13 protein-coding genes and 1 pseudogene are annotated in these 14,698 nt (G+C 46.4%); 9 read left to right on the top strand and 5 right to left on the bottom strand.

Annotated elements, in window-relative coordinates; genetic code table 11:
* Positions 1-98: 98 nt before the first annotated feature.
* The 7 genes from AC4OGX_RS16730 (at position 99) to purD (ending at position 6,542) form a co-directional block, all read left to right on the top strand.
* The gene (locus tag AC4OGX_RS16730; protein WP_493331841.1) at positions 99-542 is read left to right on the top strand and encodes a VanZ family protein; all 444 of its coding nucleotides are present in this window, start codon (positions 99-101) and stop codon (positions 540-542) included.
* Positions 517-894 (top strand): DUF6142 family protein, encoded by a 378-nt coding sequence (locus AC4OGX_RS16725; RefSeq protein WP_493331792.1) that lies wholly within the window; start codon positions 517-519, stop codon positions 892-894. Before AC4OGX_RS16730 ends, AC4OGX_RS16725 begins: the two co-directional genes overlap by 26 nt.
* Complete coding sequence (locus AC4OGX_RS16720; protein ID WP_493331791.1) at positions 895-2,970, top strand: aminopeptidase; 2,076 nt, start codon at positions 895-897, stop codon at positions 2,968-2,970. It begins immediately after the preceding gene.
* A 97-nt stretch (positions 2,971-3,067) separates the two neighbouring features.
* A complete protein-coding gene (purE, locus tag AC4OGX_RS16715) occupies positions 3,068-3,580 on the top strand; it encodes a 5-(carboxyamino)imidazole ribonucleotide mutase (RefSeq protein WP_216238944.1) in 513 nt (170 codons plus the stop codon).
* Between the two features lie 20 nt (positions 3,581-3,600).
* Positions 3,601-4,626 (top strand): phosphoribosylformylglycinamidine cyclo-ligase, encoded by a 1,026-nt coding sequence (gene purM / locus AC4OGX_RS16710; RefSeq protein ID WP_493331790.1) that lies wholly within the window; start codon positions 3,601-3,603, stop codon positions 4,624-4,626.
* A complete protein-coding gene (purN, locus tag AC4OGX_RS16705) occupies positions 4,620-5,246 on the top strand; it encodes a phosphoribosylglycinamide formyltransferase (RefSeq protein ID WP_493331789.1) in 627 nt (208 codons plus the stop codon). The genes purM and purN overlap by 7 nt, the downstream gene beginning before the upstream one ends.
* Before the next feature lie 24 nt (positions 5,247-5,270).
* Positions 5,271-6,542, top strand: coding sequence for a phosphoribosylamine--glycine ligase (gene purD / locus AC4OGX_RS16700; protein ID WP_493331788.1), 1,272 nt, complete (start codon positions 5,271-5,273; stop codon positions 6,540-6,542).
* Between the two features lie 99 nt (positions 6,543-6,641).
* Here purD and AC4OGX_RS16695 read toward each other — a convergent pair whose 3' ends face one another.
* The 5 genes and pseudogenes from AC4OGX_RS16695 to AC4OGX_RS16675 all read right to left on the bottom strand — a co-directional run.
* On the bottom strand, positions 6,642-8,021 hold the full coding sequence (locus AC4OGX_RS16695; protein ID WP_493331787.1) for a sensor histidine kinase: 1,380 nt from the start codon (positions 8,019-8,021) through the stop codon (positions 6,642-6,644).
* A complete protein-coding gene (locus tag AC4OGX_RS16690; RefSeq protein ID WP_493331785.1) occupies positions 7,997-8,671 on the bottom strand; it encodes a response regulator transcription factor in 675 nt (224 codons plus the stop codon). The genes AC4OGX_RS16695 and AC4OGX_RS16690 overlap by 25 nt, the downstream gene beginning before the upstream one ends.
* A 98-nt stretch (positions 8,672-8,769) precedes the next feature.
* On the bottom strand, positions 8,770-9,528 hold the full coding sequence (locus tag AC4OGX_RS16685; protein WP_493331784.1) for an ABC transporter permease: 759 nt from the start codon (positions 9,526-9,528) through the stop codon (positions 8,770-8,772).
* Between the two features lie 6 nt (positions 9,529-9,534).
* A complete protein-coding gene (locus AC4OGX_RS16680; protein ID WP_493331783.1) occupies positions 9,535-10,281 on the bottom strand; it encodes an ABC transporter permease in 747 nt (248 codons plus the stop codon).
* Positions 10,282-10,309: 28 nt separating this feature from the next.
* A pseudogene (locus AC4OGX_RS16675) lies at positions 10,310-10,999 on the bottom strand (ABC transporter ATP-binding protein); the annotation flags it as partial.
* A gap of 226 nt (positions 11,000-11,225) precedes the next feature.
* Between AC4OGX_RS16675 and AC4OGX_RS16670 the strand changes: the two are divergent.
* On the top strand, positions 11,226-13,772 hold the full coding sequence (locus AC4OGX_RS16670) for a hypothetical protein (RefSeq protein WP_493331781.1): 2,547 nt from the start codon (positions 11,226-11,228) through the stop codon (positions 13,770-13,772).
* The gene (locus AC4OGX_RS16665; RefSeq protein ID WP_493331780.1) at positions 13,769-14,530 is read left to right on the top strand and encodes an ABC transporter ATP-binding protein; all 762 of its coding nucleotides are present in this window, start codon (positions 13,769-13,771) and stop codon (positions 14,528-14,530) included. The genes AC4OGX_RS16670 and AC4OGX_RS16665 overlap by 4 nt, the downstream gene beginning before the upstream one ends.
* Positions 14,531-14,698 lie beyond the last annotated feature (168 nt).

Here is a 14,698-nt window from a genome sequence, read left to right as displayed (position 1 = left end):
CGTGCAGCGTATTTGAATGAAAGAAACTTTGGTACATTCCAGGGTGAGTAAAAAGGGGTAGTAATTTGAGCCAGAGAGAAGTAAAAAAGCTCCGTACCATGGGGAAGATCATGTTTGTACTTTACATTTTCTTCCTCCTGTATTTCCTGATATTTTCAGACTGGTACGGGCGCACCGGTGTTTCTTCAGAATACCGGTATAATCTAGTACTGTTTAAAGAGATAAAGCGATTCATAGAATACCGGGAAGATCTGGGAGCCTTCGCGGTATTCACTAATTTATTCGGGAATATCCTGATTTTTGTGCCATTTGGTTTTTTTATCTCCATGGCGAGTACGGCCAGGGGATTCTTCATGACACTATTTTACAGCTTTGGTTTGAGCCTCTGCGTGGAGGTATTCCAGATCCTGACAAAAGTGGGGAGCTTTGACGTGGATGACCTTCTTTTAAACACGATCGGAGGCGTGCTGGGGTATATTTTATTCTCAATTTGCAATATGATAAGGAGACGGCATAATGGGCGCAGGAAAAAAAGACGCTAAGCAAAGGCAGAAAGAGCTTGAAAAGGAACGTAAGAAGCGCGGTTCCAGAAAATACGGCCAGGCGAAGATGAAACACTCCCGGATGGGAATCTACTCCTGCGTATACGCAGGCTGCGCTTTTGCACTGATCCTCACCTGTATCCTGATCGCATTTGTCCTGCGGGGAAATACATGGGGATTTGTCGGCGGCATGGGACTTCTGTCGGTCGTTTTTGCGGTACTTGGAATTCGGGCATCTGTAAAAGGGATGCGGGAGAGAGAAAAAAATTATATTACCTGTAAGGCAGGGCTGGCAGGAAACATCATCCTTCTGCTGGGGCTGCTGACAATATTCATAGGAGGTCTTAAGTAGATGGCGTTTCAAGAATGGCAGTCAGAAAGAAATGAGCAGTATCAGGAAAGGCATGAGCTTTCCGTAGACAGGATCAAGAGGATTGCAACAGAGGATACGGTTGAAGAAAGATTTCAGCCATTTTTCCAGGCTGTATCGGCTTTTTTGCTGGAACTGGAAGCCGTGCGCAGAAAAGTGGAAAACGGGGACTGGGAACGGCTTAAGAGAAAGGAGATGGAGGAATTTAATTATATCCTCTATTTGGATATCCTGGATGAGCATTATGAAACAAGCTACGCTAACCCGGCTTATGCAGTGAAGCTGCTCGGGGAAGAGTATGGACGGCTTCTGAGCTTTCTCTATGCGGAGATGCGGAGCGGGATCCCGTATGTTTTTGAAAACAGGGTGGACTATCTGACGATTTTAAACGAGTTATTTATCGAGATCTACAACTGTTTTGAGGCGGAGACAGTGCCGGAGTACAAGGCATTAAAGGAGATCGTCTACTGGTATGCCAGTGATTACTGCGATGTGTTTTTAGCAGACAGGATCGAGGAGCAGCTCTATCCTGAGGATTCCTTTGCGGCAGAATTGATCTGCAGTGCAGATCTTGAGGATGACAGGTACCTGTATCGTTTCGGAGAATATATCACGCAGAATGAGCTTCACACGGCAAGACATCTGAGAAGTCTTCCCAAGGAGACGATCCAGAAGATGGCGGATGTCTATACAGAAGGCTACCGGATCGGCTTTATCAATACCGGAAAGGATCTGTCGAAAAAATCGGTCGTCAATATCCGCTACTGCCTTGGCTTTGAAAGAGTCGTAAAGCTGGCGATCGAGAATTTTGAAAAAATGGGACTAAAGCCGGTGATCTACCGGGCCGCTTCCAGCGTCATCACAAAGAGGGAGCAGTACAAGGTCGGATATTACGGTGCCATAGCGAATAAGCAGTATGAGTATGACCACCGATCGGACCAGGCATTGTTCATGGACAAACGCTATATTGAGCGGAAGCTGGATGTACTTCGCAATGTCTATGAGAAAAATAAAGAGCAGGCGGCTTTATTTGCAGGACCGGCTGTGATGGAGATTTTCGGGGAGCGTCCGTTTTCACCAAAGGTAAAGCCGGAAGCTGTTTCTTACAGTGAGGCACAGCGTTCCTTATCACTTCTTTATGACAGTAAGTCGGGACAGCTGACCAACCAGTATATCAAAGGCGAGGAGCGCAGCTTTACGATCATTGCCTATCCGGTGCCGGAGATCGGAGACGATTATGCCGCTATTTTTGACGAGGTGATCCGTATCAACACGCTGGACGCAAAGCTTTACGAGAAGGTCCAGCAGACGATCATTGATGCACTGGATCAGGGGGACTATGTGCACATCCTCGGAAAAGGAGAGAACCAGACGGACTTAAAGGTGCAGCTGTACCGTTTGAGAGACCCTGAGAAGGAGACGATCTTTGAGAACTGTGTGGCAGATGTCAATATTCCGGTGGGCGAGGTATTTACTTCACCGGTTCTGGAGGGGACAGATGGCGTGCTGCATGTGAGTAAGGTCTATCTCAATGAACTGCAGTATCAGAATTTAAAGATCGTATTCAAAGACGGGATGATCGAGGATTATACCTGTACCAATTTCGAACAGGAGGAGGACAACCGGAAGTACGTCTATGAAAATGTACTCCATAACCATCCGACACTTCCTCTCGGAGAATTTGCCATCGGAACGAACACGACGGCTTATGTAACAGCAAAGAAATACGGGATCGAGGATAAGATGCCGATCCTGATCGCGGAGAAGATGGGCCCCCACTTTGCGGTGGGAGATACCTGTTACAGCTGGAGTGAGGACATTAAGGTCTATAATCCGAACGGAAAAGAAATCGTGGCAAGAGACAACTCTGTGTCCATTTTACGGAAGGAAGATGTGGCAAAAGCATACTTCCAGTGCCATACAGATATAACCATACCTTATGAAGAGTTAGAAGAAATAAGTGTAGTGACAAAAGAGGGAAAAAATATTATACTATTGAAGGACGGAAGGTTTGTATTAGAAGGGACAGAAGTCCTGAATGAACCTTTCCATGAATAGCGTAACAGACATTACTTGTAAATGAAGAATCAGTGCAGCGTCAAACGGCGCTGTACTGGTGTGTAAAGAATGACCAAAAGAGAAAGGTGGATAAAACATGCCAAGAGTAGGAATTGTAATGGGAAGCGACTCTGACCTTAAGGTTATGAGCAAAGCCGCAAGCATGCTGGAAAAACTGGGGATCGACTATGAGATGACGATCATCTCCGCACACCGTGAGCCGGACGTATTTTTCGAGTGGGCAAAGGCAGCAGAAGGAAAAGGAATTAAGGTAATCATCGCGGGAGCCGGTATGGCAGCACATCTGCCGGGAATGTGTGCAGCATTGTTCCCGATGCCGGTCGTGGGCGTACCGATGTCAGGTAAGAACCTGGCCGGTGAAGATGCACTGTTTTCAATCGTACAGATGCCGCCTGGAATCCCTGTAGCAACAGTTGCCATCGACGGAGGCATGAATGCTGCGATCCTGGCAGCAAAGATCCTGGCAACATCTGATGCAGAGCTTTTAGAAAAGTTAAAAGCATACTCTGTAGAGATGAAGGAGACGGTTCAGGGCAAAGCAGCAAAATTAGAGGAAATCGGATACGAAGCTTATCTTGCACAGAAATAAGAGTGAATGGGAGAACAGGTATGGATTATAAGAACGCAGGCGTTGATATAGAAGCAGGTTATAAATCAGTAGAATTGATGAAGAAGCATGTACAGGAGACCATGAGACCGGAGGTACTGACGAATCTGGGAGGATTTTCCGGTGCATTTTCTATGGAGAAGTTCAAAGGGATGGAGAAGCCTACCCTGGTATCAGGAACAGACGGTGTGGGCACAAAGTTAAAGCTGGCATTCATTCTGGACAAGCATGATACCATCGGTATTGACTGTGTTGCAATGTGTGTCAATGATATCGCATGTGCAGGCGGGGAACCTTTATTCTTCCTCGACTACATCGCATGCGGAAAGAATGAGCCGGAGAAGATCGCTACCATCGTAAGCGGTGTTGCAGACGGATGTAAGCAGTCCAATGCGGCCCTGATCGGCGGCGAGACAGCAGAGATGCCGGGATTCTATCCGGTGGACGAGTATGACCTTGCCGGATTTGCAGTCGGTGTAGTGGATGAGAAAGACCTGATCACAGGAAAAGACTTAAAGGCAGGAGACGTGCTGATCGGTATGGCTTCCTCCGGTGTACACAGCAACGGTTTCTCCCTTGTCAGAAAAGTATTCAACATGAAGAGAGAAGCACTCGATACATATTATGACAGCTTAGGCTGCACATTAGGAGAGGCACTCCTGGCGCCGACGAAGATCTACGTGAAAGCTCTTCGCAGCGTAAAAGAGGCTGGTGTTACGATTAAAGCCTGCAGCCATATCACAGGCGGCGGTTTCTATGAGAATGTACCTCGTATGCTCAAGGACGGCACACATGCTGTGATCAAGAAGGACAGCTACCCGATCCCGCCGATCTTCAAGATGTTATCTGTAGACGGAGACATCGAGGAGCAGATGATGTACAACACATTTAATATGGGACTGGGAATGATCCTTGCAGTTGACGAAGCGGATGTAGAGAAGACCATGGCTGCGATCAAAGAGGCCGGTGAGGAACCATATGTAGTCGGACAGATCGAAGCAGGTGAAAAAGGAGTAACCTTATGCTAAGAATAGTCGTTCTTGTTTCCGGAGGAGGCACGAACCTGCAGGCAATCATCGACGGTGTAAAGGCAGGAACTATTTCCAACACCGAGATCGCAGGAGTCATCAGTAACAATAAGAATGCTTATGCACTTGAGCGTGCGAAGGAGAATGGAATTCCGGGAGTCTGTGTCTCACCGAAGGATTATGAATCCAGAGAGATCTTTAACGAGAAGTTTTTGGAGGCTGTGGATGCCTATGCGCCGGACCTGATCGTTTTAGCTGGATTTCTTGTTGTGATCCCTCCGGCTATGATAGAGAAATACAGGAACCGTATGATCAACATCCACCCATCCCTGATCCCTTCCTTCTGCGGGAAAGGATACTATGGATTAAAGGTGCATGAGGCGGCTCTTGCACGCGGTGTGAAGGTGGTCGGCGCGACCGTACATTTTGTGGATGAGGGGACTGATACAGGACCGATCATCCTGCAGAAGGCTGTGGAAGTAGAAGCGGGGGATACCCCGGAAGTCTTACAGCGAAGAGTCATGGAACAGGCGGAGTGGAAGATCCTGCCCCGTGCCATTGACCTGATCGCGAACAGGAAAGTTACGGTGGAAGATGGAAAAGCGAAAATTACAGAATAAAGATAAAAAGTAGAGGAGGCTGCCATGAAGGTATTAATTGTAGGAAGCGGCGGAAGAGAACATGCGATCGCAGAGAGCGCTGCAAAGAGTGACAAGGTTGAGAAGATGTACTGTGCACCCGGGAATGCGGGGATCGCAGAATATGCAGAATGCGTAGAGATCGGGGCAATGGAGTTTGAAAAGCTGGTTGCTTTTGCAAAGGAAAAGGAAATCGACCTCGTGATCGTGGGCATGGACGACCCGTTGGTGGGAGGCCTGGTCGATGAGATGGAGGCAGCAGGCATCCGTACCTTCGGACCGCGCAGGAATGCGGCGATCCTGGAAGGCTCCAAGGCATTTTCTAAGGATCTGATGAAAAAATACAATATACCGACAGCAGGCTATGAAAACTTTACGGACCCGGATGCGGCACTTCAATATCTGGAAACAGCAAAGTTCCCGATCGTACTGAAGGCTGACGGCCTGGCTCTGGGAAAAGGTGTGTTGATCTGTAATACCCTTGAGGAGGCAAAAGACGGCGTCAAGACGATCATGCTGGATAAGAAGTTCGGCAGCGCGGGAAACGAGATGGTCATTGAGGAATTCATGACCGGACGTGAGGTTTCTGTTCTGTCTTTCGTAGACGGAAAGACCATCAAGACGATGACCTCCGCACAGGATCATAAACGTGCAGGGGACGGAGATACCGGGCTGAATACAGGCGGCATGGGAACTTTTTCTCCAAGTCCGTTCTATACAAAGGAAGTGGAAGACTTCTGCAATAAATATGTGTACCAGGCTACAGTGGATGCCATGGCAGCAGAGGGAAGAGAATTCAAGGGAATCATCTTCTTCGGACTGATGCTGACCGAAGACGGGCCGAAGGTACTGGAATACAATGCCCGCTTCGGCGACCCGGAGGCACAGGTGGTGCTGCCGCGTATGAAGAACGACTTAATCGAGGTCGTGGAGGCATGCATCGACGGAACTCTGGATCAGGTAGATCTGCAGTTTGAAGATAATGCGGCAGTCTGCGTTGTCCTGGCTTCGGACGGATATCCGGTGAAGTACGAGAAGGGATTCCCGATCAAGGGACTGGAAGAGTTCAAGAAGCATGAGGGATATTACTGCTTCCATGCCGGAACGAAGTTCGATGGAGATCAGATCGTGACCAATGGCGGACGCGTTCTTGGCGTGACCGCAAAAGGAAAAGACTTAAAAGAAGCACGCGCGAATGCTTATGCAGCAACCGAGTGGGTGCAGTTTGAGAATAAATATATGCGTCATGACATCGGGAAAGCGATTGATGAAGCGTAAAGAATACGGGATTAGAAAGGGGCTGTTTTTTTACAGCCCCTTTCTAATCCCGAAAATATTTTAGCATCTGGACGAATGTCATATTTATTTTGCTCTGCGTCAAGTCGAAGTCATCGGAAACCGGATCGTTACCATCCCGCCGGATTCCAGGCTGTGCAGTTCAAGCTCTCCGCCATGGTTTTGAACGACTTGCGCCGCAAACCAGAGACCCAGGCCGTTATGCCCGTCACTGCCGCGAGAGGAATCATCGCGCCACAGGCGTTCTGTTGCGTGGTATAAAGCCGCCTTGCTAAATCCCGGCCCTTCATCACGCACAACAATCTGCCATTTAGAATTTCCTATATTGGCTTCCTGATTGTCTTTTGTATGGCTTTCCATCCCGCCATCCAGATACACGTTTCCACCTTCCGGGGTGTGCTCGATGGCATTTTGTACCACATTACCTAAAGCGCGCAGTAAGTGGCTTTTCTGGATCACTGCAGTCCCCTTAAGGTGGTTCTGTACCTGCAGACAGACATTCCGGCGCTCGGCAACAGGCTGTATGTTTCGGCAGAGTTCATCAATCACATCAGGCAGGGAGGCACTTTCAAATGCTTCATCCGCACCCACAGAGGTTTCTAAAAGACTGGCCACATACTGCCTGGCCCGGTCGCTGCTGGACGCAATGATTTCCAGTCTTCTTCGAAAGTCCGGGGGCAGTTCTTCATCCAGCAGGAGTTCGGCATTGCCTCCGATCAATGTGAGCGGTGTCTTTAGATCATGTGCGAGTGCTGCGATTTCCGCTTCACGTTCCTGCTGGGCGGCCCACTGCGAGGAGAGGGAACTGTATAAAGCCTTACGCATATGGTCCATAGCATCGAGTGCCTGGTCGTACTCCTTTATGCCTGCGTGTGGAATGATGAAATCCAATTCCTGTGCGCCGACTTTTTCACTCACTTCCCGGAACAGATCCAGCCTGGATGCAAGGTGCCGGCGAAGCCGCAGGGTGCTGCACATCAGGCAGAGCACCCAGGCAATGCCAAGTGCGGCAATCCACAGGTATTCAAAAGGCGGCAAAAGACTGCGCAGCCTCGGGTTTACAAACTCCGTCCGAAAATACCAGCTAAGAACGATAGTAGTGTTGTCCGCATAAGTATAGCGTGAAACATGGACGTCATCAGGGGGGAGTTGTAAAAACCCGGAAAGGGTTTCTAATTTCTTCCCCTTTACATTGCTTTCTAATACGCTGCCATCCGGGGCAAACAAGGCATATTCCGGCAGAAAATCCTCCCCGGGAGAGACAAAGTTTTTGGGCTTCCCGGCAAGCATCTCTTCTACCTGCCGGTTGGAAACGGAACCATGGTAGATCACCCCGGCTTTTTTGAGCTGTAGATCACAGACATACCAGATCAGGCCGCACAACAGCATACAGCCAAGGATTCCTCCGGCAAAACGAAGCAGTATAAAAGAAAGACTTACAGAACGTTGTCTTTTCGCCATTTGTATCCCACCCCCCAGACTGTTTCGATCGGCCCCAGGCCGACGGTTTTTAATTTTGCCCGGATATTCTTGATGTGCTCTGCAATGACAGCTGGGTCTCCCTCGGCATCAAATCCGAAAACGACCTCATATAATTGTTCTTTGGTAAATACCTGTCCGGCGTGCAGGGCAAGATGTTCACAAATGGCATATTCCCCTTTGGTGAAAGGCAATGTTTGTCCGTCTGCAAAAGCCTCCTTTGCCAGCAGATCAAAATGAATTCCGCCCCGTTTTAGCGTGCGGGTGGGCTGGCGCACCTCCCGCCGCAGATGGGCATTCACCCGCGCGCGAAGCTCCGCAATGCTGAAGGGTTTTTTGATATAATCGTCCGCACCCAGGCCGAAGCCCTTCACAAGAGCCGCATCCTCTGCCCTGGCGGTTAAGAAGAGGATGGGACAGTCCACCTCCCCCCGGATCCGGCTGCAGAGGGAAAATCCGTCCTCGCCGGGCATCATCACATCCAGCAGCAGAAGATCATACTGCCGGCACCGGTCAGGCAGGAGGGAAGCGGCATCCGGTTCGGTGTCTACCTGGTGGCCGTCCTTTTTAAGGGCTGCGCTTACCAGGTCCAGCATATCAAGGTCATCATCGACCACAAGTAGTTTTGACATAGTCTATCCTCCTGTTTTTCCGGGGATCAAAGCGATATGATGTGCATGTAAGCAATGCTTCTAAGAGCTTTTCCCCGGATATCATACATTCTATAGTATCACATTTTTCCACGATGTTTCAGGCCTTTTAGCAGGAAGAGTGAAAGACAGCCGCAAAGCAGCAGGCTGAGTATACTTCCTGTCATCTGTCCGGCATCTGCGGTATAATGGCCGGAAAGGTTGAATACGGCCGTGACCGGATAGAAGATGGATAAGACGCGGGACATATTCGCGAGTAATCCTGTAAATGAATAGATTTCGGCGAATACCAGCGCAAGCCAGTACCCCTTTTTCATACGCGATACCAAGGCAATGATAGGGGAGATGGCAAAAAAAGTGCCGATCCCGTCCAGAAAATATTCTTTCAGAAAGCCCAGAACCATTCTCCGGGGTAATTCAGAAAAATGAAGTACAGCCTCGGTGGAATATGTGATGACAAAAAGCAGCAAATAAAGGAGGACACACAACACGAAAGACACCGCCATCTTTGCTGCATTTAATTTTGCTTCATCTATGGGGATCAGCTGCAGTGATTTCAGGGTGTCCTCCTGTTCTTCACGGCAGATCATATAACTGCCCAAAAGGGCGGTCACCGCAGGAAGCACGAAAAAGGCTGCCAATGTCTGGGCCACATTCATATACCAGCCCGGATGATCTACAAAGCGGGAGCCGTAATAGACTTCCTGGGAACCATAATACACCTCCTGTCCGGCGGCAAATACAATGACTGCTGTCATTACAACAGCAAAAACAGAAACCCAGATGATATGAGACCGGCGGAGCTTTCGGCACTCCGCCCAAAGTAAATGCTGCATCATTTTCCCTCACTTTCTCCTGCTTAGCGTAAAGCCTGCAAGTAACACGGCTGCAATATCCCAGATACAGATGCAAAGAACTGCCAGTGCCAGGTTCGGCGTCCGGGTAAATGTAATGCCGGGAATCTCGTTATTTTGCATAAGGATGACACTCAGACTGGACAGCGGGTGCAGATACTGGTTGACAGTCACCAGAAAAAATCCAAGGACTGTATAAACTAACGTGAGGCAGACAGGAAAAATGTATCCCTTCTGCGATGCAGCCACTGCCAGGACCGGCATCATGACAAAAGCGGTAACGAGGCCCATTTCGAAACATTTTTTCAATAGAAATAAGACACTTCCCCATTCGAATACAACACATCCGGAAAGGACGCTGAACAAGACGGAAAAAACGGCCGTGATCAGCATGAAGCAGACGGAGTAGATCAGGGTAATGAAAAATTTACTGAAAAAGTATCCTATTTTATTCACAGGCACGATCCAGAGCTGTCTGAGCATATCACATTCCGTTTCTTCGTGCATCAGCATGGTGCCAAGAATTCCTAAAACGACAGGCAGGATGACCCACAGTGAAAAACCAAACGCGGACCATTTATAAAACAGGAGAGGGTCAGCACCTGTTTTCCCCGGATATTGAAAGTATAACAGTGCCATAAACGGCATGATGAGGGCTGAGGCCAACATGGCCCAGACAAGTTTTCTGCGGCGCAGCTTTAGGAATTCCGTTTGGATCAATCTAAGCAATGCCCTCACCTCCCGTAATATTTCTGAAATAGTCTTCCAGGCTGAAGTTCTTGTTTTTACGTTTCAGTTCTTCCATGCTGCTTTCTTCCAGAAGGACACCATGGTCGATGATCCCGATGTCATCAGCCAGTAAAGAGATTTCCGGAAGAATATGGCTGGAGATCAGAATCGTTTTTCCGCGCTTCACACTCAAATTCTTAATAAAATTCCTTACCTCGGCGATGCCGATCGGGTCCAGGCCGTTTGTCGGTTCATCCAAGATCAGCAATTGCGGGTTATGCATGATCGCATTTGCTATGCCAAGACGCTGTTTCATCCCAAGGGAATATTTGGAAAACAGCTTTTTATCCCGATAAGGCAGCCCGACCACTTTCAGAGCGCTTTCTACGGCATGGCGGTCTGTTATGCCGCGCAGCTTTGCAAAAATCTCCAGGTTTTCTGTGCCTGTCAGATTTGGATAAAATCCCGGCGCTTCGATCATCGCCCCGATATGGGGATAGATCCGTTTTTCATAACCCTTGATATTGTGGCCGAATACATCTGCCTCCCCAGAAGAGATGCCGGTCAGCCCTAAGATCATCTTCATAATTGTGGTCTTTCCGGCTCCGTTGCGTCCCAGCAGACCATAGATCCGGCCTCTTTTTACATGTAGATCCACGGAGCTGACTGCGGTCTGGTCTCCATAGATTTTGGTCAATTGTTTGGTTTCAATCACAAATTCATTCATGAAATGTATACCTCCTTTTGATTGATTTTTATCTGACATAGTTATGTTAACGGGTAATTTTAAAGATTTTATCAAATTTAGAAAATTTTGCCTTGGCAGAGCACGAGAAACTTCATATTTAATTCAGGAGTTTAACCTGACGGATTAAGAACTCATGAAACCGTTCCTTTAAAAGAGTGATATAATAATGATAACTTAGTAAACATCACATTCTTGGAGGAAGCAGATGGAATCGAAGAATAAAAAAGAACAGATATTATATGGAATATGTATTCTGATAAGCATACTGCTTTTCATAAATATTTTTGCACCATGGCTTTTCTATCAAGGGAAGAGTTATACGATTCTGGGGTTTTACCGTGCGGTAAAAATAAACGGCGGTCTCAGTCAAATTGACAACGGATCGGGGAGTGCATATATCACTTATGGAACTTTATTCATGCCGTTTGTTGCAGGTATTTTGTCAGGATTAAAAACGATATTGCTGATTTTCAAAGGACGGATTAAAATATTAAGCTATTTTATATATGGATTAGACTGCATATATATATGCATTTTATTTCTATTTGCCGGAGGTCTGCCTACGGTTTTTGCGATGGCAAGTATCTTGCTTATTTTAGTTGATTTTTTGATCAACAAATATTTGGAGGAATACAAAGAATTTACGAAAAAGAGCAGGGAATTGAGAATCAAAGAAATGAGGGAAAAGGAAGAGCGAAAACGCAGGCTTTCTTTCCCTGGCAAATATTCAGCCTATTATTATCGAATGATATTAAAAGATATCATATATCATAAGTGGGAATATCTACTTTTGATAGCTGGCGGTGCTGTTTCGGTTACGTTTTTATTTACCATGATGACAGTGCAGGATATGATGAACGGGATCCATTCAGAGGAGCGCTTCTTATTAGGCAGTGGGATGCAGGCGATTATGAAGGAGGCCGTCCTGGTGGCAGTTGTAATCAATATGCTTATTATGGGGTTCTCTTTGTCTTACTTTGTGAAGAAAAAGTTATCTCAGGAGGAGATTATGAGCCTGCTCGGTACCAGAAGCAGCCGTTTAAAATATGACTGGATATTAGAGTATGGTATTTCCCTGTTCTTTGCGGTTATTGCAGGGGGTATTTGCGGCGGATTAAATGCCGTGGGATTTCGCTGGATTGTAGGAAAATTTTTACGGGCGGACATCGTTCAGGGGAATGCCGTGAAAATATGCTTCCAAACTATTCTCATATTTTTAGTGATTTCTCTTGTGTCTCTTGCCGTTAATTATGAAGTCTATACATGGGAAAAGTATAGCGCGTCCATCCAGGTAAAAAAGGAAAAAATTCCTAAGATGAGAGGCATCCTGGTGGGAACAGTTCTGGGGATCGTATTGATAGGGACTGCGTGTCTCTGCTACCGACAGAGAAGATTTGCGGAAAGAATGATTTATATTTTCCTGTTTCTGATGGGAGCTGCTTTGATCTTGATTTATCTCACTGCAGCATGGGTTCGGAGAAAGCAGACGAAAGTAGGCCGTTCCAGATATATATTAGAGACGATATCATTTACCTATCACTTCCGGGGGAGTACCAGAACTCTGGCCATATTATTTGCGATCCATTTCCTGATTTTATCAGTATATACAATGCAGCTTGGCGGACTGTTATCCGCTCCTCCGCCGCAGGAGCTATACCCTTATGATTTTGTATGCATGGCATACCCTGATGACAGTTCCTTTTTTGAAAGTTTAGAAGATGAAAGTGTAATGATCGAAAGTTATCCAATGATTCGCGTTACTTCTGTAGAGGGAGACGCTTTTGATTTATCAGATGCAGCGAATAATAACTTTTTGCATGTGCTCTGGCCCCAGGGACAGCACATAGGTATAGCAGAGTCTACTTATATTGAGCTGCAGAGAAAGCTTGGAAACAAGGTTTATGAACCGCATCTTTCGGGGGAAGAGATTTTTATTGTATATCAGCAGGACTCTTCTTTCAAGGCACATCCTCTGGACTGGTATTTATTCAGGAATAAGCCCTACCTCAGGATCGGTCAGCCATTAAGAGATTATTACTATCCGGACAGGGAGAATCTATATCCGCCAAGGGACGTGAAAGGAGAAAAGATACAGATCTTGTCCGGTATGTTTGACAGAGGGATGCAGGAAGATATCGTTGTATTTTCAGATGAATATTTTAACAGCCTGACGCCAGAGGGACCTACAAAGTATTATCTGCTGCGGGTTAACAGTGAGACTTATTCGACAGTAAGTGAAAAAATGGAGGAGTTTGCAGAAGTACATAAAGAGGATTCATCCTGGGATGAGAATATCCAGCCATATTATGAGAAGCGCCAGATGGTTCGTAATACAGAGTCAGAGAGAACTTTAAAACTTGTGGTCAATGTCTTTGAATTGCTGATGCTTACTGTCTGCAGCATTTTGATCGCTTCGCTGAAGTTTATATCAGAGCGGGAGGAAAGAAAGGAACGCCATCAATTGTTATTTAAAATAGGCATGTATGAGAAGGAACGTAAAAAATTCCTGCGAAAAGAACTCTATCCCTTTTTTATTATTCCGATTGGATCAGCAGGTGTTTCTGCGGTTTGGTTTACTGCTGCCATGTTTCAGCTGCGCATGTACACAATCTTGCAGAGAATAGGTTATATAAAGTATGCAGCGATCATATGGACTGTATATTTTATCGTACAGTTTGTATTTTACCAAGCTATAAAAAGAAAACTATATCATCTGACCGAGTCAATAGAAGAGGGAGGGAAGCAGAGATGACGGGAGAAGAGACGATCCTGGCACTGCAGGGAATTAAAAAAGATTATGAGATAAAAAGTATGCAGGAGGAGAAAATTCAAAAGGTCAAAGTTCTCAAAGGAATTGATATGACAGTGAACTCAGGCGAGTATGTAGCGATTATGGGACGTTCTGGCAGTGGTAAGACGACACTTTTAAAAATACTGGGGCTGATCTTACGTCCGGATGAAGGAACAGTTTTTTTCAGGGGAAAAAATATACAAAGTCTGTGGAAGGACGAGCTGGCAGATATCAGAAGGCGGAAAATGGGATTTGTATTTCAGAACTTTGAGTTGATAGACAGCCTATCCATATTAGATAATATCATGCTTCCGGCAATTATCGATAAAAGACCTCTGGATGAGGCCAAAGAAAAAGCTCGGGCATTGGCAGTAAAACTAGATTTAAAAGAGGAACTACTGGCAAAAGCGCCTTATGAACTATCAGGAGGAGAAAAGCAGCGTGTTGCTATCTGCAGAGCACTTATCAATGATCCTGAATTGATATTGGCTGACGAGCCGACAGGAAATCTGGATGAAAAGTCAGGCAATATTGTGTCTGATATCTTGCTGGATATTAACACAAATATGGGAAAAACCATTATCATGGTCACACATAACCCGAAGCTGGCAGGAAATAGTAAAAAATTATATATGATAAAGGATGGGATAATAGCAGAGACATTGGAGCAGTGTGGTAACAGTAATACATATTACAGAGAGATACTGGAGAGAATGTAGAAACTTTTTGTGGATCTCCTTTAAAAAGCTATAGTCCGAAGTCGGCTGAGGGATCCATTCTTTAGCCTCTTTAGTATAAAAAATGTCCAGATCCAGGTATGGACAACTGTAAAAGAAAAGTGCAGGTGATTGTTTAGATACTGTCTGCAGTCAGAAGAGGCTCTGGTT

Source organism: Faecalicatena sp. (assembly GCF_058819085.1).
Note: the sequence above shows the minus strand (reverse complement) of the source record. Positions and strands in the feature narration are given on the sequence as shown.

What these genes read in the sequence shown, in the direction of transcription:
- AC4OGX_RS16730 (WP_493331841.1), top strand. Translation starts at nt 99, where the DNA reads ATGGGGAAGATCATGTTTGTACTTTACATTTTCTTCCTCCTGTATTTC.
- AC4OGX_RS16725 (WP_493331792.1), top strand. Translation starts at nt 517, where the DNA reads ATGGGCGCAGGAAAAAAAGACGCTAAGCAAAGGCAGAAAGAGCTTGAA.
- AC4OGX_RS16720 (WP_493331791.1), top strand. Translation starts at nt 895, where the DNA reads ATGGCGTTTCAAGAATGGCAGTCAGAAAGAAATGAGCAGTATCAGGAA.
- purE (WP_216238944.1), top strand. Translation starts at nt 3,068, where the DNA reads ATGCCAAGAGTAGGAATTGTAATGGGAAGCGACTCTGACCTTAAGGTT.
- purM (WP_493331790.1), top strand. Translation starts at nt 3,601, where the DNA reads ATGGATTATAAGAACGCAGGCGTTGATATAGAAGCAGGTTATAAATCA.
- purN (WP_493331789.1), top strand. Translation starts at nt 4,620, where the DNA reads ATGCTAAGAATAGTCGTTCTTGTTTCCGGAGGAGGCACGAACCTGCAG.
- purD (WP_493331788.1), top strand. Translation starts at nt 5,271, where the DNA reads ATGAAGGTATTAATTGTAGGAAGCGGCGGAAGAGAACATGCGATCGCA.
- AC4OGX_RS16695 (WP_493331787.1), bottom strand. Translation starts at nt 8,021, where the DNA reads ATGGCGAAAAGACAACGTTCTGTAAGTCTTTCTTTTATACTGCTTCGT.
- AC4OGX_RS16690 (WP_493331785.1), bottom strand. Translation starts at nt 8,671, where the DNA reads ATGTCAAAACTACTTGTGGTCGATGATGACCTTGATATGCTGGACCTG.
- AC4OGX_RS16685 (WP_493331784.1), bottom strand. Translation starts at nt 9,528, where the DNA reads ATGATGCAGCATTTACTTTGGGCGGAGTGCCGAAAGCTCCGCCGGTCT.
- AC4OGX_RS16670 (WP_493331781.1), top strand. Translation starts at nt 11,226, where the DNA reads ATGGAATCGAAGAATAAAAAAGAACAGATATTATATGGAATATGTATT.
- AC4OGX_RS16665 (WP_493331780.1), top strand. Translation starts at nt 13,769, where the DNA reads ATGACGGGAGAAGAGACGATCCTGGCACTGCAGGGAATTAAAAAAGAT.